Annotated in this window: 12 protein-coding genes; 4 read left to right on the plus strand and 8 right to left on the minus strand. The window is 61.7% G+C overall.

Features of this window, described 5'->3' with window-relative positions:
• Positions 1-228 precede the first annotated feature (228 nt).
• On the plus strand, positions 229-1,455 hold the full coding sequence (gene mhpT / locus HU806_RS14040) for a 3-(3-hydroxy-phenyl)propionate transporter MhpT (RefSeq protein ID WP_186611952.1): 1,227 nt from the start codon (positions 229-231) through the stop codon (positions 1,453-1,455).
• A 162-nt stretch (positions 1,456-1,617) separates the two neighbouring features.
• On the opposite strand, the gene HU806_RS14045 is transcribed toward mhpT, so the two are convergent.
• From HU806_RS14045 to HU806_RS14070, 6 genes are all read right to left on the minus strand, one after another.
• Positions 1,618-4,038, minus strand: a complete 2,421-nt coding sequence (locus HU806_RS14045) for an efflux RND transporter permease subunit (RefSeq protein ID WP_186611953.1) — start codon at positions 4,036-4,038, stop codon at positions 1,618-1,620.
• A 52-nt stretch (positions 4,039-4,090) separates the two neighbouring features.
• Positions 4,091-5,194, minus strand: coding sequence for a YCF48-related protein (locus HU806_RS14050; RefSeq protein ID WP_186611954.1), 1,104 nt, complete (start codon positions 5,192-5,194; stop codon positions 4,091-4,093).
• Positions 5,195-5,262: 68 nt separating this feature from the next.
• The gene (locus tag HU806_RS14055; RefSeq protein ID WP_186611955.1) at positions 5,263-6,624 is read right to left on the minus strand and encodes a DUF1329 domain-containing protein; all 1,362 of its coding nucleotides are present in this window, start codon (positions 6,622-6,624) and stop codon (positions 5,263-5,265) included.
• A gap of 15 nt (positions 6,625-6,639) precedes the next feature.
• Positions 6,640-8,289 (minus strand): DUF1302 domain-containing protein, encoded by a 1,650-nt coding sequence (locus tag HU806_RS14060; protein WP_186611956.1) that lies wholly within the window; start codon positions 8,287-8,289, stop codon positions 6,640-6,642.
• A gap of 80 nt (positions 8,290-8,369) precedes the next feature.
• Complete coding sequence (locus HU806_RS14065) at positions 8,370-9,137, minus strand: coniferyl-alcohol dehydrogenase (RefSeq protein ID WP_186611957.1); 768 nt, start codon at positions 9,135-9,137, stop codon at positions 8,370-8,372.
• A gap of 72 nt (positions 9,138-9,209) precedes the next feature.
• A complete protein-coding gene (locus tag HU806_RS14070) occupies positions 9,210-10,682 on the minus strand; it encodes a vanillin dehydrogenase (RefSeq protein WP_186611958.1) in 1,473 nt (490 codons plus the stop codon).
• A 282-nt stretch (positions 10,683-10,964) separates the two neighbouring features.
• Between HU806_RS14070 and HU806_RS14075 the strand changes: the two genes are divergently transcribed.
• Positions 10,965-12,734 (plus strand): sigma-54-dependent Fis family transcriptional regulator, encoded by a 1,770-nt coding sequence (locus tag HU806_RS14075; RefSeq protein WP_186611959.1) that lies wholly within the window; start codon positions 10,965-10,967, stop codon positions 12,732-12,734.
• A gap of 41 nt (positions 12,735-12,775) precedes the next feature.
• Here the strand turns inward: HU806_RS14075 and HU806_RS14080 are convergent, their stop codons facing one another.
• Together HU806_RS14080 and HU806_RS14085 are read right to left on the minus strand one after the other, a co-directional pair.
• Positions 12,776-14,002, minus strand: a complete 1,227-nt coding sequence (locus HU806_RS14080) for an RtcB family protein (RefSeq protein WP_186611960.1) — start codon at positions 14,000-14,002, stop codon at positions 12,776-12,778.
• Between the two features lie 80 nt (positions 14,003-14,082).
• Positions 14,083-15,024: an AraC family transcriptional regulator gene (locus HU806_RS14085; protein ID WP_238350176.1), complete on the minus strand. Its 942-nt coding sequence runs from the start codon at positions 15,022-15,024 to the stop codon at positions 14,083-14,085.
• A gap of 289 nt (positions 15,025-15,313) precedes the next feature.
• Here HU806_RS14085 and HU806_RS14090 point away from each other — a divergent pair, with 289 nt between their 5' ends.
• The gene (locus HU806_RS14090; protein ID WP_186611961.1) at positions 15,314-16,087 is read left to right on the plus strand and encodes an L-iditol 2-dehydrogenase; all 774 of its coding nucleotides are present in this window, start codon (positions 15,314-15,316) and stop codon (positions 16,085-16,087) included.
• A gap of 195 nt (positions 16,088-16,282) precedes the next feature.
• Entirely contained in the window at positions 16,283-17,134 is an 852-nt protein-coding gene (locus HU806_RS14095) for a CAP domain-containing protein (RefSeq protein WP_186611962.1), read from the plus strand.
• Positions 17,135-17,177: the final 43 nt, after the last annotated feature.

Raw genomic sequence — 17,177 nt, forward strand, 5'->3', positions numbered from 1 at the left:
GGGTGCTTCGTCAATCCGAAGTGACCGATAATCGAACATTAATATAGTTAACTAAAATCCCCGCTGGCCGTCCCACCTACGTCAATTTATTGATTTGAAATAGAAAACCGGCGTTTTTACCTGTCGGTGTCGTGCGATTCATTTTTTAGTTAGCTTTGTTAATCTAATCCTGCGCTGCCGGTTTCCTGTCAAGCCGCAGTCCCGACAACAACAATAAGAGGATTTGCCATGAATCGTCCGCCGCGTCGTGCGACGTTGACCATCGCTTTGTGTTTCATCGTCGCGTTGATCGAAGGGTTTGATCTTCAGTCTGCCGGCACCGCCGCTGCCGGCTTGCGCCAGACGTTTACCCTGGACCCGAAAATGATGGGCTGGGTCTTTAGCGCCGGCATCATCGGCCTGCTACCGGGTGCGTTCTTCGGCGGCTGGATCGCCGATCGCATCGGACGCAAGAAAATCCTCGTCGCCGCGGTCCTGCTGTTCGGTGTGTTCTCCCTCGGCACCGCTTATGTCGAACAGTATTCGACTCTGCTGTTGGTGCGCTTCATGACCGGCCTCGGCCTCGGAGCCGCCCTGCCTAACCTCATCGCCTTGTGCGCCGAGGCGGTGGGCGAACAACGACGCGGCACGGCCATCAGCGTGATGTACGCCGGCGTTCCGCTTGGCGGCGCATTGGCGGCAGTGGTCGCGATGACGTTCGGCGAGCATTGGCAGATGACCTTCTTCATCGGCGGCCTGGCGCCCTTGCTGGTGGTGCCGTTGATGGTGCTGTGGCTACCGGAGTCCAGCGCATTCAAGCAGGTCCGCGACGCTGGCGGCGAAGTTCGCGGTTCTGTTGGCCAGGCGCTGTTCGGCGAAGGGCGAGGCCTCACTACCCTGGGCCTCTGGCTGAGCTATTTCTTCACCCTGACGGTCATGTACATGTTGCTCAACTGGCTGCCGTCCCTGCTGTTGGAACAGGGCTTCAGCAAACCCCAGGCCGGCCTGGTGCAGATGCTGTTCAACATCGGCGGAGCCCTCGGCTCGTTACTGGGTGGCGTGTTGCTGGACCGTTGCAATGGCAGCAAGGTGGTGCTGTTCGTCTACGCCGGGCTGCTGAGCGCCCTGGCCGGGGTCGGGGTGTCAGTCGGCATCGTGCCGATGGTTATTGCCGGGTTTGCCGCCGGGTTGTTCGTCATGGCGGCGCAGCTGGTCCTTTACGCCTTGGCACCGCCCTCCTACCCGACAGTCGTCCGCGCGACAGGTGTCGGTGCCGCAGTGGCCATCGGACGCCTGGGCTCGGTAGCCGGGCCTTTGGCGGCAGGGCAGATCCTTGCGGCCGGGGGTGGTACTACCGCCGTGTTGCTCGCGACTTCACCTGGGTTGGTGGTTGCGACGTTGGCTATTCTTGGCGTGATTCGGCGTTCGGCTGGGTCGCGGTTGGCGGGTTCTGGGGCTGTTGCTGGGAGCTCCTGATTCTGATTTTCAAGGCTGAAAATACATACCGATCGTTCCCCACGCTCCTGCGTGGGAATGTCGCCCGGGACGCTCCGCGTTCCGCTTCTGGAAGGTGACGCAGAGCGTCACGGGATGCATTCCCACGCAGAGCGTGGGAACGATCAAATGCCCTGTCCCCTATCACCCCCTAACCCACCGCTCCTGTGGACTCAACGCAGGCTTTTTTAAAAACACCTTCCGAGGCAGCAACCACCAAGCCAAGGCCGGCAGCAGAATCAGAGCCCCCAGCATGTTCACCAAAAACATGAAGGCCAGCAAAATCCCCATATCAGCCTGAAACTTGATCGGCGAAAACGCCCAGGTCGACACCGCCACAGCCAACGTCATCCCCGTGAGCAACACCACTTTCCCAGTGAACAAGAGCGCCTGGTAATACGCCTGGGCCAAGGTGTCGCCGGCACGCATCCGAGCCAGGATCACGCTCAACACGTACAGCGCATAATCCACGCCGATCCCCACGCCCAATGCAATGACCGGCAATGTCGCGACTTTCACGCCCATGCCCAACCCCACCATCAGCGCTTCACACAGGATCGAAGTGAGCATCAGCGGCAGCATCGCGCACAGGGTGGCGCGCCAGCTACGGAACGTCAGCAGACACAGCAGGCTGACCGCACCGTAGACCCAGAACAGCATCTCGCGCATGGACTTCTTCACCACGATGTTCGTCGCCGCTTCGATCCCCGCACTGCCCGCTGCCAGCATGAACTTGACCTCTGGCAACGAGTGCCCAGCGATGAATTGCTCACTGGTTTCCACCACGCGGTTCAAGGTGTCAGCCTTGTGATCGGACAGGTAGACGTACAGCGAGAGCATCGAGCAACCCTGGTTGAACAGTTCTCGCGGTGCACGGGTTTGCACCGCGCCCAACGCGCCGTCATTGGGGATCAGTTCGTACCATTTGAAATTGCCTTCGTTGTAACCGGCCGTGGCGATTTTGCTCAGCGCGGCCATCGACGTGGTCGATTCCACGCCTGGCAATTGCTCCAATTGCCAGGCCAGCGCATCCACCGCCGACAGGCTGGCGTAACGGGTGCATTGATCCTCCGGGGTCTTGATCATGACCACGAAAATATCCGAGCTGGCCGCATAATTTTGGGTCATGAACAACGCATCGCGGTTGTAGCGCGAGTCGGCCCGCAGCTCCGGAGCACCGGGGTCCAGGTCGCCGATCTTCAGGTGCAGGCTCACGGCGAAGCCAAATGCGGCCAACAACAAGCCCACCAACATGGCGCCAATAGCCCAGCGCCGTTGGGTGAACAAATCGAGTGCACGCCATAGTGGATGCTTGATCTGCGCCTGCTGCTCGCTGGTTTCCGCACTCAGGCTGCGTTGCGCCGCCGCCGGGCTGACACCGATGTAGCTGAGCAGAATCGGCAGCAGGATCAGGTTGGTGAAGATCAGCACCGCGACACCCAGGCTCGCGGTGATTGCCAGGTCCTGGATCACCCGGATATCGATCAGCAGCAACACGGCGAAGCCCACCGCATCGCAAAGCAACGCGGTGATGCCAGCGGCGAACAGCCGGCGGAAGGTATAGCGCGCGGCGACCACCCGGTGAGTGCCGCGACCGATGTCCTGCATGATGCCGTTCATCTTCTGCGCGCCGTGGCTCATGCCGATGGCGAACACCAGGAACGGCACCAAGGCCGAGTACGGGTCGAGCTCGTAACCGAGGACGGCGAGCAGCCCCAGTTGCCAGAGCACCGCAGCCAGTGAGCACGTCACCACCACCAGGGTGCTGCGCACGCAACGGGTGTAGCCAAACAGCACCAGGACCGTGACCAGCACCGCCACCACGAAGAACAGCAGGACTTGGGTCATCCCCTCGATCAGGTCGCCGACGATCTTGGTAAAGCCGGTGATGTGAATCCGCAGGTCGTCAGTCTGGTACTTGTCGCGCAACGCCTCCAACTGCCGCGAGAAATCGCCATAGTCCAGCGCCTTGCCCGTCTGCGGATTGATTTCCAACAAAGGAACGAAGATCACGCTGGACTTGAAGTTGCCGGCCACCAACTGACCGACTTCACCGGAACGGGCCACATTGGTCCGCACCTGTTCGATGCTGGTCGCCGAGCCATCGTAGTCATCAGGAATGACGGTGCCGCCATCGAGCCCTTCCTCAGTCACGGCGGTCCAGCGCGTAGTCGGCGTCCATAACGACTTCATGTAGGGTCGATCGACACCCGGCAGCAGGTAAAGCTCATCGTTGAGCTTGGCCAGGGTGTCGAGGTAATCCTTGGTGAAAATGCTCCCCTGGTTGACCTCCACCGCGACGCGCAGCGAGTTGCCCAGGCCGCTCAACTCACTGCGGTTCTCAAGGAAATTGGCGACGTAGGGATGCCCGGTGGGAATGGTCTTCTCGTAGCTGGCATTGATGCCGATGCGCGTGGCTTGCCAGCCAAGCACCAGCGTCACCAACAGGCACAGCAGGACCACCAGCGGTCGATGGTTGAAGATCGCCCGCTCGGCGAAGTTGCCCGAGGCCCGGTCGAAGTCTTCCTGGCGGCCGATCACGGTTTGGATTCTGTCGTCTTTCAAGTTTGACTCCTGTTGCACAAGCCGTAGCCCGATAGCGCTACACCGTGAAGTTTCAAGGTTTACCGGAGGCCCGCGGATCCTGGTCGGCGGCCACGCCGCTCAAACCGACACTGGCCAGACTGCCGTCGACCGCCTGTTGCACGGCGGCGACCGTCCCGCCGCTGCGGCTTTGTCGCCTGTCAAAGCTGCGACCCTGGTCGTGACTGAATAAAAGCTCTCCGCCCTGGCTGGCCAACAGCAGGCTGCCGTCGCGCAATTGAAGCGCCGTCGACAGCGTCGATTCGATGGCGGTTTCCAGGCGCCGCCAACTGTCGCCACGGTCGTCGGACCACCAGGCATTGCCCCGTAGACCGTAGGCAACCAAGCCTCCATCGCGGGTGCCGAGCAGGCCGAAAAAACTGCCCTCGTAAGGTGTCTTCAACGCCTGGAAAGACTGCCCGGCATCGGTCGAACGCAACAGCAGGCCGCGCTCGCCCACCAGCAGCAGAGCGTTGCCTACAGCGCGGATGCCATACAGGTTCAAGCCTTGCGGGTTGTCCACGTGTCCCATCCACGGCTGCCAGCTTCGGCCACCGTCGTCGGTCCGGTAGATCTGGTTGTAGGCGCCCACGACGTAGCCGTTCAGGCGGTCGCTGAAATACAGGTCGAGAAACGGCTTATCCGGTCCGTCATCGAGCATCTGCCGTGCCTGCGCGACATTGGCGGCGCCGCCCGGCCTGCCGGCATCGCGCCCGGCGACCTGCGCCGCCAGGGCGATGGCGCGTTCACCGTCGAGTTGCTTCTGCCAGGTCTCGCCGCCGTCCGTGGTATGCAGGACCACGCCAAGATGGCCGACCGCCCAGCCCTGCTCGGCATCGACGAACTGCACCGCCGTCAGGCTGACGCTGACCGGCACCTTGGCCTGGCGCCAAGTCACGCCAGCATCATCGGAGAGCAGCACGATCCCGCGCTCACCGACCGCCACCAAGCGCTCGCCGGCCCGGGCCAGCCCAAGCAATACCGCACGCTGGGCCTTGGCGGTGGGCAGTGCCGGTTGTTGGAGCACTGCGAATGTCGTCGGCTGCGCGGCGACGGACACGCTTGCCCAAAGGCACAACGCCAGGGCGCAAGCCCCCCAAAGCGGACCGCGACTCATAAAGATTCTTTCAGCTCTCATGTCTTCATCCCGCCTGGAAAATCGTAAGCGACCGCAGTGAGCCTCACCTCGCCACAGTCGCCACAGGTTCAGCGCATGTTTTCGTTGGCCATGGCATCCGGGGTGAAATAGGACGCCGAAGGCTTCGCGACTTTCTGGTACTGGACCGCCAGGTCGTTGCTCGATGAGTTGAGGAAATAAGCACCGGTGTCGAGGTTGTAGCTGCCCCACATGACCTGTGCGGTAAGGGCCGGCAGGTCCGGTGCCAGCAGCGTCAGCGAATACATCTGCCGACCGAGCTTGCCTTGGGCGTCATAACCGTCGGCCATCAGGATCTGCCAGGAGTCTTCGTCGACGTAGTAGGTCCGACGCGGTACGACATGGCGCTTGCCGGCCTTGAGCGTGGCCTCGACCACCCAGACCCGGTGCTTCTCCCAACGCACCAGGTCGGGGTTGAGGAAGTTCACCTTGATCAGGTCGTCGCTCTTGGCCAACGCAGCGCGATTATTGTTGTAGGGGACCATCAGCTCTTTTTTGCCGGTCAGCTTCAGGTCATAACGGTCGGTAGGCCCGAACAGCATGAACGCTTCGTCGAACAGGCCGACGCCGGAGGTCACGAAGTCTGGCGTGTCATAGGCGATGTTTGGGGCGCGGCGAACCCGGCGCTGGCCGACCAGGTACTGCCAGGCCGCTCGATTGGACGGGTCCAGGTCCCAATGGGTCATCAGGCCTTCGCCGGCCTTGGACGACGGCAATTCGGTGAACAGCTTGCCCAGCAAGTACTTGCCCGAATAGTTTTCCAGGCTGCCGCCTTCGACGTAGTAGGGAAACTGGTAGGTGTATTGAGCCCGAGTCGCCTGGACTTTCTTGCCACCGGCGGTCATCAGCCAGGTATCGAAAGGCGAGCTGATGGTGTCGCCGCCCTGCCAGGACAATCGATAATTCCACAACACCTGTGCACCGTTTTCCGGGATCGGGAACGGAATGCCGCCATAGGCGTTGGAGACTTTTTCGCTGTCCACGTCCAGCGTGGCGCGGGTGGCGTTCTTGCTGGTGTTGTCATAGACCCATTGCGGGGCGGCAGCCGAACGATGAGTCGGATAGACGTCCAGGCGATAGTCCGGGTACTTCTTCAACAACAGCTTGGTGCCTTCGGCCAACTGGCTGGCGTACTGCTCCATATTCGAGGCCTTGATCGAATACAACGGTTTCTCGCCCGAGAATGGATCGGGGCGCTTGTCCCCCGGTTTGTAGCCGGGCGCGACCTGGGTGTAACCGCCCTGCCACGCCGGGATGCTGCCATCGGCATTGCCGGCACGCTCACCGCCCAGCGGGGTCAGATCGGTTTTCAAACGGGCGGCCTGTTCGGGCGACACCGCTGCCTGCGCCAGCCCCATGCCGGCGAGGGCCAGGGTCAGGACGCAGGTGTTCAGGAAAGCTGTGTTCTGCATGGCGAATCCACCTTATTAGAATGAGGTTTTCACATAGAGCGAGACGAAGTCGCGGTCGGCCAACGACTGTCCGTAACTGAAATTGCCGTCCTCGCGCAGCCCGGCTTTCGGGGCGCCGAAGAAGTTCACGTAGTTGAGCCCGACGTCCCAGCGTTGCAGATAGGTGGCTTTGAGCCCGACACTCCAGTCACCGGAGTGGGTGTTGCCGAAGCCGGATTTGTTGACCGCCGATGAGCGCCCATCGAGCACGATTCCCATGCCGATCGGCACGGTCAGGTCGATCCCATCGATAATCTGGAAATACGCCGGCTCCAGCAGCACCCGAAGCGCCGTGGCATCGCGAGTGGTGTTGGAGTCCAGGGCGGTCGCGTTCTTGGTCACGCTCAGGGTGCGGTTCCAGGCCAGTTCGGCCAGGGCCGAGCCGCCGTCCCAGAACGCGGTGGGCGACAGCAGGTAAATCGCCGACAGGTTGGCGTGGGCGGTCTTGCCCCGGGCAAACAACGCATCGTCGCCGCCATCGGCCTGCATGCCAGGCGTCACCACTTGCAGGTTGCTCACCAGCGGCGCGTTCCAGCGCAACGAGGTTTCACCGGCAAAGTTGAACGGGCCATAGGCGGTGGAAAAACTGACGCCGGCGGTCTTGATGTCTTCGGCGTAGACCTGGCGATAGGAACCCAGGATCGGCAACCCTGTGGCGGCTGCCGCCGGACCGTCCAGGTAGGCGTACAGCCCGATTGGCGCTTTATCGTGGTACTGAGCCGCGTAGAAACCCAGCTCCAGCTCGGTGCCGCTCGGCTTGTAGCGGATTTGCATGCCGCCCTGCCCCGAATTGCGTGGTTTCAGGTCGCCGCCATTCACCGTGTCGTTGCCGAACACTTGGCGCAGTGGACCACTGCCGTAACCGATGGCATCGGCATCGCTCAAGTAGCTACCGGCGCCGGGCAGGTTGGAACGTTCCCACTCGAACTGATAGTAAGCGCCCACCGACAGCTGCGGGTTGATCTGCAATTGCCCGGAGATCTGATTGACCGGGCGCAGGATTTCCTTGAACTGAGTGCCCGGCACGCTGAGCAACTTGACGACGTCGGTCGGCCCCTGGGCATTGGCGATGCCGTTGCCACCATAGAACAGGCTTTCGCCGTAGATCAGGCTGTGCCGGCCCAGGCGCGCCACGCCCTGGGAGTCTTCACCGAGATCCCCGCGCACGAACACGAAGGCGTCGAGAATCTCCGCGTCGCGACCGTGGAGTTCGCGGGTTTTGCTGAGGAAATGCGGTTGTTCGCTGCTGTCGGTGTCCTGGTTGTAGATATCGTCGTACCAGGCCGCGCCGCTGACCCGCAGCCCATAGTTTTGCCGGCTGAGGTCCATTTCGGAAAACAGGTCCAGGCGGTTGGAGACCAAGCCACTGCTGAAATTCTTGTCGCCCTGGCTCTGGATCGACGGGTACAGGCCGTTGGCGGTTGGCGCGTTGACCAAGCGGCTGTCCTGCCCTTGCAGGCGCCAGGCCTGGCTGTACTTGATGGTGTTGTCCCAGCGCAGTTTCCAGTCGGAGTCACCCAGGTCCATTTGCATGGCCTCGGTCCTTTCGACCATCACACCGGTGCTGCATAACGCCAGGAACAGGGCGCAGTGCTTGAAGCGAAAGCAATCTTTGAAGTTATCCATGGGGCGCTCTCATTATTGTTATTTTTTGGCATGGCTTTGCTGCCAACACGCTTAGGTAGCAGCTCGCGTTGGGGCTCATTTCAGATGTAGGTGGAGGCCAACCCACCATCGACCGGCAAGTTGACGCCGTTGATCCAGCGCGACTCGTCGGCACACAGGAAAGCGATCACCGCCGCCACCTCATCGGCATACGCCGGACGCTTCATGCGATGGGCATCGGCCTGGGTCCGCGCCTCCCCGAGCATGCTCACGAAGTCGTCGAGGATGGGTGTGAACACCGGACCTGGCGCGACACTGTTCATGCGCACCGAATGTTCAAGAAACCAGGGCTGGGCCTGCAGGTAGTTCCAGACGATCAAGGCTTCCTTGAAGTACTGGTAGCAGGTCTGGTCCGGCACCGGGTGGTCGGCCAACCAGGATTGGCCGGCGGCGAAACCGTCAGTGCGCGCCAGCGCCTTGTGCTGCTCCAGACGTAACGGCCATTCGGCGCCGAGGATTGAGGCGACGTTGACGATGCTGCCGCCAGTGTTGATCCGTGGCAGCAATGCGTGGCTCAAGTGACGCAACCCAAGGTAATTGACCCGCGCCAGCAATTGCGGATCGGCGGTGCCCGGCACTCCGGCTATGTTGCAGAGACTGTCAAACCGCGTGGGTAACTGCGGCAGCAGCCGTTCGATGTTCTCGGCGCTGCTCAAATCGCCCTGCACAAAACCGTCGAGGGTCATGTGCGGGGCCTTGAGGTCGACGCCAATCACCTGGGCGCCATGGGCGCGCAGCAGGCTCGCCGTGGCAGCTCCAATACCCGACGAGACACCGGTCACCAGCACAATCTTGTTGTCGAGTTTCATGTTGAGTCCTCTTATTGTTTTTGTCTGCTTGCAGGGGCCTCAGCTCATTGGCCCCTGCAGGGAACCGGCCCGTCAGAATGGGTAAAGCGGCGCCTTGTCCTTGACGGTCACCCACTGCCATTGGGTGTATTCGTCCCAGTCCGCCGGGCCGCCGACGCTGCCGCCATTCCCCGAGGCACCGCGCCCGCCAAACGGGTTGATGCATTCATCGGCGACGGTCTGGTCATTGATGTGCAACATGCCGCACTGCAACCGCTCGCCGATGGCCATGGCCCGGCCCACCGACGGCGAAATAACTGCCGCCGAGAGCCCGTACTCGGTGCGGTTGGCCAACTCGATGGCTTCCTCGTCGGTGGTGAAACTGACCACCGTCGCCACAGGTCCGAAAAGTTCTTCCTCAAAGGCACGCATGCCCGGCTTGACGCCACTGAGCACAGTAGGCTGATAGAACAATTGGTCGTACTCGCCGCCCGTTTCCAACGTTGCGCCGGCGTCTACGCTGTCGCGGACGATGTCATGCACGCGTTGCAACTGCCGCTGATTGATCAATGGCCCCAACGCCGCTTCTTCACGGGCTGCGTTACCCACGGTCAACGCCCGGGCCTTTTCCACCAACTTGCTGGTCAGCGCCTGGGCAATGGATTGATGGGCGAGAATCAATCCGGTCGCCATGCAGATCTGCCCCTGATGCAGCCAGGCGCCCCAGGCAGCGTTCCGGGCGGCGAGGTCCAGGTCGGCGTCTTCAAGGACGATCAATGGGTTCTTGCCGCCCAGTTCCAAGGCAACTTTCTTCAGGTTGCGCCCGGCCACTTCGGCCACTTTTCGCCCCGCACCGGTCGAGCCGGTGAAGGCGATCATTTGAACATTCGGGTCACGGCACAGCGCCTCTCCGGCATCCGCCGCGCCGGGCAACACTTGAAGCAACCCCTTGGGCAAGCCCGCGGCCTCGAACAGCCGGGCAATGAGAAAACCGCCACTGACCGGTGTCTGCGGATCGGGCTTGAGCACCACCGCGTTGCCCGCCGCGAGCGCAGGCGCCACGGAGCGCATCGACAACACCAGCGGGAAATTGAACGGCGAGATCACGCCAATCACGCCGTGGGGCAAGCGTCGCGCATAGGACAGGCGTCCTGCTTCGCTGGGCAACACCACACCATGCGCCTGGGACAACATGCCCGCTGCCTGATGCAACAGGACGATCGCTTCACGCACTTCGTGCTGGCCCTTGAACAGCGCCGCGCCGGTTTCCCGGGCGACGTAGAGTGCCAGCTCCGCGAAGGACTGTTCGGCCACATCGGCCGCCTTGCGGAAGATTGCCGCGCGTTCCCGTGGTCCCAGCGCGGCCCAGGCCGGCTGCGCCAGGGCGGCGTCGCGGCAGGCCTTGGCGATATCGGCGGCATCGGCGGTGGCACTGCGCATCAGCGCCTCGCCAGTGGCCGGCTCGATGATTGACAGCAGCGGGCCCGAGGCACGCACCCAGTCCCCGTTGAAGATAGATTCGGACGCAATCACCTGGGCTAGCAGGTGGTTTTCGGATGCAGACATTTGAAGCTCCCGGCTCTTGTTGTTGTCATCGTTTGCCGCGCCTTGCCAGCGCTCGGGCAAACGCCGTGCAAGTGCTTGAGCAAGCCGTGTGCCGGTTTCGCTCCTGGACCCGCACAAACATGGCGCAAGGCTCTGGATCAATGCTTTTCGACTGACCCGACGAGCGCACCGCATCCGCTGAACCCACCACTGGCCGATCGCCACTTGTTCATTTGATAAAGTTATGCTTAATAACTATCTCGCCAGGTGCTCATTTCGACTACCGCCATCAGGGGCATAACAATGAACAATCCCCACTGTCCGCTGCCGGAACGGATTGCTACTGAGCCTTTTCGCCCACGGGGCGACAGCAAAGAACTGTCCGACAGCAGCTCGCCGACACCGGCGGAACTGACCAACTGCCTGTTTTTCTCCCCTGACGACGGACGTATCTGGCTCAACGACCAGCGCATGTTGCTGCTGCACAGCTCGTCTTTCGGCGCCTTGCGCCGCGAGATCATCGAGCGCCAGGGGCTGGAACAGGCCCGGGGCATGCTCACCCGCACCGGCTATTGCTCCGGCGCACGGGACGCCCGGCTGATTCGTGAACGCTGGCCTCACGCGGATGCCGCGGCGGTGTTTCGCGCGGGCACGCACCTGCATACCCTTGAAGGCATGACCAAGGTCGAACCCCTGCACTTCAAGTTCGATGCGCAATCGGGATTCTACGAGGGGGAATTTCTCTGGCATCACTCCTGCGAAGCCGACGAACATATCGCCGCCTATGGCACCGGGCAGGATCCGGTGTGCTGGACCGAGCTGGGCTATGCCATCGGTTTCGTCAGTGGGTTGTTCGGGCAATTGGTGATCTTTCGCGAAGTGGAATGCCGGGGCATGGGGCACGAGCGCTGCCGTGTCGTCGGCAAGACCGCCGAGCAGTGGGGAGACGTCGAGCGCGACCTGAGCTACCTCAATGCGTCACAACCGGCGTCGGCCCCGCCGCCCGATGCACGTACCGACCGTTTGGCCGCCAGCGAACCGCTGCCTGACAGCGAACAGCCCTTGATCGGTGCCAGTTCGGCGTTCAACGCGGCGACGCTGGCCTTGCAGCGAGTCGCCCTGACACCCGCCACGGTGCTGGTTACCGGCGAGTCCGGCGTGGGCAAGGAAATGTTCGCCCGCCAGTTGCATCAACTCAGCCGTCGCCGCCAAGGCCCCTTCATCGCGCTCAACTGTGCAGCCATCCCCGACAACCTGATCGAGGCCGAGCTGTTCGGTGTGGAGCGCGGCGCCTACACCGGCGCAACCCATTCACGCCCCGGCCGTTTCGAACGCGCCCACGGCGGCACACTGTTCCTTGACGAAATCACCTGCTTGAGCCTGGCCGGCCAAGGCAAGCTGTTGCGTGCATTACAGGAACGGGAAATCGAACGGGTCGGTGGCGGACATGGCATCAAGGTCGACGTACGGGTAGTGACCGCGACCAATATCGACCTGCGCAAAGCGGTGGAGCAAGGCGAGTTCCGGGAAGACCTGTTCTATCGACTCAATGTCTATCCCATCGCCCTGCCGCCCTTGCGCGATCGTCGCGATGACATCCCCTTGCTGATCAACGCGTTCCTTAAGCGGTTTTGCCTGGAATACGGTCGTAAGCCGGTGGGCCTGACCATGCGCGCCTTGAAGGTCCTGCTGCGCTATGACTTTCCGGGCAATGTTCGGGAGCTGCAAAACCTCATCGAACGGGGCTTGATTGCCAGCGAAGAAGGCCAGGCCATCGACCTGATGCATCTGTTTCGCGACGAGCGATTGCCGGTGGACGCGTACTCGGTCGACGACCACGGCGGCTTGTCACCATTGGGCGCCACGACGAGCGAAGGCGCGGCAAAGACACCCTTGCTGAAGTCCCTTAGTCAGTTGGACGCAGATTTTTCCATTGACGGCCTGGAGTCACGCTTGATCAACGAAGCCTTGCAACTGAACAGCGGCAACCTGGCGGCCGCATCCAGGGCGCTGGGGCTGAGTCGGGCGCAGTTCGCCTATCGGTTGAAGAAGCATCAACGCGTCGGCGAATGAACAAAAGGCCTGTGCTCCTGCCACTTTTGTGGCGGGCTCCGTTAACCCTTGACGCACACCACCTGACGCAAGGTATGCAGCACTTCCACGAGTTCACGTTGTGCATGCATTACCTTGTCTATGTCTTTGTATGCCATCGGAATTTCATCGATGACAGCGGCGTCCTTGCGGCATTCCACATGGGCGGTGGCGCGGACTTGATCCTCGACAGTGAAGCGCTTCTTCGCCTCGGTCCGGCTCATGACCCGGCCGGCACCGTGGCTGCACGAGCAAAACGACTGTTCATTGCCCAAGCCACGCACGATGAAGCTCCTGGCCCCCATCGATCCGGGGATTATGCCCAACTCGCCTTTCCTGGCGGACACCGCCCCTTTGCGCGTCACCAGCACATCGTGCCCGAAGTGTTGCTCTTTCTGCACATAGTTGTGATGACAGTTCACCGCTTCCAGCGCCACTTCAAACGGTTTACTGATGACCTGGCGCGTGGCGCGTATCACTGCGTCCATCATCAATGCCCGGTTCTGCCGGGCAAAATCCTGGGCCCAGCCCACGGCTTCGACATAGTCATCGAAATGCCGGCTGCCCTCCTCGAAGTAAGCCAGGTCACGGTCCGGCAGATTGGCGAGGTGCTGGCGCATGTCGGCCTGGGCCAGTTGGATGAACAGGTTGCCAATGGCATTGCCCACTCCCCGCGAACCGCTGTGCAACATGAACCAGACCCGGTTCGCTTCATCCAGGCAGACTTCAATGAAATGATTGCCGCTGCCTAGGGTGCCGAGGTGCTGGCGGTTGTTGGTCCGGGCCAGCTTCGGGTATTTGTCGGTGATCGTCTTGAACCTCGCTGCCAGTGCCGCCCAAGCCTGGTCAGCCTCCCGTGGAACGCTGTTCCAGGCGCCCTTGTCGCGTCCGCCGTGGCTGAGGGTGCGTCCATGGGGCACGGTCTTTTCGATGACGCTGCGCAATGCCTGGAGATTGTCTGGCAAGTCAGCGGCGTCCAATGAAGTACGGGCGGCAATCATGCCGCAACCGATATCCACCCCCACCGCCGCAGGAATGATCGCCCCGACGGTCGGAATCACACTGCCGATGGTCGAGCCCTTGCCCAGGTGCACATCGGGCATCACTGCCAGATGCTTGAAGATAAACGGCATTTTCGCGGTGTTCATCAACTGCTGGCGGGCTTCGGGCTCCACCGGTACGCCTTGGGTCCAGAGCTTGATGGGCTTGCCATTGGCAACTTCCAGCAGATCGTAGGTTTTCTCGTGCATGACGGCTGTTCTGATGGCTGTTCTGTAGGGGGCCGGCTTGGTGCCGGCTTAATGTTTCGACACCGGGCATGAACGCAGATTCACGGGCGTTCTGTCGAACCTGATTGCGTGACGGGATGTGGCGAGCCTGAAATAACGCCTCCACGATACTCGCTCGGCGTCTGGTTCATTTCGATGCGGAAATGCCGATTGAAGTTGGACAGGTTGTTGTAGCCCACTTCAAAACAGATATCGGTCACCGCCATCTCACTCTGTGACAGCAGCCGGCAGGCGCGCTGCACCCGAAGCTTGCGCATCAGGTCGATGAATCCGTGGCCGGTGATGCGTTTGAAGAAGCGCGAGAAACCGGGCTCGCTCATGCCGAGTCGGCGGGCGATCACGGACAAGCGCACGTCACCGGTGAGTTCGGCTTGCAGGTATTCGAAGGCTTTCTGGATGCGCTCCGAGCTGCGGGCATCAAGGGGTGGCGCATAACAAGGGCTGGCCAGGCACAAGACCTCGCTCTCGCCAGCGCGGCCAAGGGTATCGAGCAGCTCGAAAAACAGCGCCAGTCGCGCCAACCCCCGGGCTGGCCCGATTGCTTCGAGCAGGTGCGCGGCCTGCCGCGCGGTGTCGCCGCTGAAGGCCAGGCCGCGTCGGGCCTGTTCGAACAGTCGCTGCAAGTCCCCCAGTTCCGGCAGTGTCTGGCGCAGGGTCATCAGCGTGGCACCGTCGAATTGCAGCACCACATCGCGTCCGGCCAGATATTCGCCCGGCGCCAGGTCACCCATCCAGTCATGGGGCAGGTCAGGGCCGATCATCGCTACATGGCCAGGCCCGAACGGGCCGATATAGTCGCCCGCCAGTAACCTGCCGCTGCCCTGGCGGATCAGGTGTATTTCAAATTCAGGATGATGATTCCAGCGCGCCATCGGATAAGGGTAGTCGTGTTCGTACCAGCGAAAGCTGTGCTCGGGTTCGGGCAGGATGACTTCAAGCTCGGCGGGTCGCTGGTCATAAAGGAGCGTTAGGTGATCAGGCATGTCGCGCCTCTTTTATCGTTATGGACCGCACCTTACGCCGACTGCCCGGCGGTCCGCCAGTTTCGTACTGACGGTCTATTGATACTTTTTTAACCGCTATGTTGGACGGTTAAAAAAGTATCACGCAGCGATCCTCCGGGCGTTTGTCGACTTCCCGTTGCACGGGTGTAATTGCCTTGCAATCGACGCCCGCGGATCAGTCCAGTGGCCCACGCAATGACGGTTTAACCAATATCCGTGGCGAGAGTTCATCGACATTCTTTTCTTATTCTTCAGGACAGGACACCCCATGAAACGACTGCAAGGAAAAAGCGCATTGATAACCGGTGCCGCCCGTGGCATCGGCCGGACGTTTGCCCAGGCCTATATCGACGAAGGCGCTACCGTCGCCATTGCCGACATCGATCTGGAACGGGCTCAACGCACCGCCATCGAACTGGGCGCCAATGCTTACGCGGTGAGGATGGACGTCACTGACCAGCGCTCGATCGACCAGGCCATCGACGCCGTCGTGGCCCGGGCGGGCAAGCTGGATATCCTGATCAATAATGCGGCGCTGTTCGACCTGGCGCCCATCGTGGAGATCACCCGCCAGAGCTACGAGCGCCTGTTCTCCATCAATGTCGCCGGCGCCCTGTTCACGCTGCAGGCCGCGGCCCGACAGATGATCCGCCAGGGTCACGGCGGCAAGATCATCAACATGGCGAGCCAGGCCGGTCGGCGTGGCGAGGCCCTGGTGGCGGTGTATTGCGCCTCAAAGGCCGCGGTGATCAGCCTGACCCAGTCCGCCGGGCTGGACTTGATCAAGCACCGGATCAACGTCAACGCCATCGCCCCCGGCGTGGTGGACGGTGAACATTGGGACGGCGTCGACGCGCTGTTCGCGCACCATGAGGACCTGCCCCTGGGGGAAAAGAAGCGTCAGGTCGGACAGCAGGTGCCTTACGGCCGCATGGGTACCGCGCAGGACCTCGTCGGCATGGCTGTTTTCCTGGCATCGGCGGAAAGCGAATACATCGTGGCACAGACCTACAACGTCGACGGCGGCAACTGGATGAGCTGACGCGCCGCGACTTTTACGCCCTTGAGACGATGAAAATGGACCTATTCGCGTGAAAATTGATCCCACTACTTGAGGACTGTCCCGAACGGTACCAAACGGTACAGTTCCAAGGGATATCAAGAGAGCGTGAATACCGTTGCCCCAGCGGGGCAAAAATTGCGCATCATAGGCGCCGTCCGCTCAAGGGAGATTTACATGCGTGCCATTTTTTCCGCCATGCGTCTTGCCGTACTGTCGCTGGGGCTGGCGTTTTCCGTCAGTGCGGTAGCCACCGAAGAGACGAAACTGGTCGAGTCCATCAACCTCTACCGCAGCCAGTCCCAGAGCTGCGCCGGCCAGGCATCCCTGGAGCTGCCGCCGCTGGCGATGGATTCACGGTTGATCCTCTCGGCCAATGGCATTGGCGATTTGCAACAAGCGCTGGCCCGGGCGGCCTATCCAATGGTCAATGTCCAAGCCATCAGCCTGTCCGGGCCCCGCGATGCGCAGGCCGCGATGAAAGCCGTACAGGAAAGCTTCTGCCAAGTCGTGCTCGACCCACAATTCATCGACATCGGCGTGAGCCGCCTGGACCGTGAATGGCGCATCGTGCTGGCTCGTCCGTTGTTGTCGGCGCGTTTGGGAGACTGGCAGGCCGAAGGCCAGAAGTTGCTCAAACTCATCAACAGCGCTCGCGCACAACCGCGCCGTTGCGGCACCGAAGCCTTCGCCGCCACAACGCCGCTGGCCTGGAACGCAACGCTGGCCCTGGCCGCCGTGAATCACACCCGCGCCATGGCCAATAACAACTTCTTCGATCACCGCGACCGTGATGGACGCATGCCTGGCGACCGCGCCGAGCTGGCCGGCTACCTGGGCCTGGCCATCGGCGAGAACATCGCCGCTGGGCAGGACACAGCGTTGAAGGTGGTGGACGGCTGGCTCGCCAGTCCCGGGCACTGCGCCAACCTGATGAATCCGCAATTTCGCGAATTGGGGGCTGGGTATGCGCTGGACCCGAAAAGTGATGCGGGGATCTATTGGACCGCGATGTTCGGGACTCAATAACGCTGGTTGGATGGCCGTGACCGCACACTGTTCACCGATGTAC

The sequence above is a fragment of the Pseudomonas sp. SWRI154 genome (assembly GCF_014268645.1).
GTDB classification, from domain to species: Bacteria; Pseudomonadota; Gammaproteobacteria; order Pseudomonadales; family Pseudomonadaceae; genus Aquipseudomonas; species Aquipseudomonas marvdashtae.

Bases quoted from the DNA above. Each gene is read 5' to 3' on its own strand.
- HU806_RS14090 (WP_186611961.1), top strand. From the start codon at position 15,314: ATGAAACGACTGCAAGGAAAAAGCGCATTGATAACCGGTGCCGCCCGT.
- HU806_RS14060 (WP_186611956.1), bottom strand. From the start codon at position 8,289: ATGGATAACTTCAAAGATTGCTTTCGCTTCAAGCACTGCGCCCTGTTC.
- HU806_RS14055 (WP_186611955.1), bottom strand. From the start codon at position 6,624: ATGCAGAACACAGCTTTCCTGAACACCTGCGTCCTGACCCTGGCCCTC.
- HU806_RS14085 (WP_238350176.1), bottom strand. From the start codon at position 15,024: ATGCCTGATCACCTAACGCTCCTTTATGACCAGCGACCCGCCGAGCTT.
- HU806_RS14080 (WP_186611960.1), bottom strand. From the start codon at position 14,002: ATGCACGAGAAAACCTACGATCTGCTGGAAGTTGCCAATGGCAAGCCC.
- HU806_RS14095 (WP_186611962.1), top strand. From the start codon at position 16,283: ATGCGTGCCATTTTTTCCGCCATGCGTCTTGCCGTACTGTCGCTGGGG.
- HU806_RS14075 (WP_186611959.1), top strand. From the start codon at position 10,965: ATGAACAATCCCCACTGTCCGCTGCCGGAACGGATTGCTACTGAGCCT.
- HU806_RS14065 (WP_186611957.1), bottom strand. From the start codon at position 9,137: ATGAAACTCGACAACAAGATTGTGCTGGTGACCGGTGTCTCGTCGGGT.
- HU806_RS14070 (WP_186611958.1), bottom strand. From the start codon at position 10,682: ATGTCTGCATCCGAAAACCACCTGCTAGCCCAGGTGATTGCGTCCGAA.
- mhpT (WP_186611952.1), top strand. From the start codon at position 229: ATGAATCGTCCGCCGCGTCGTGCGACGTTGACCATCGCTTTGTGTTTC.
- HU806_RS14050 (WP_186611954.1), bottom strand. From the start codon at position 5,194: ATGAGAGCTGAAAGAATCTTTATGAGTCGCGGTCCGCTTTGGGGGGCT.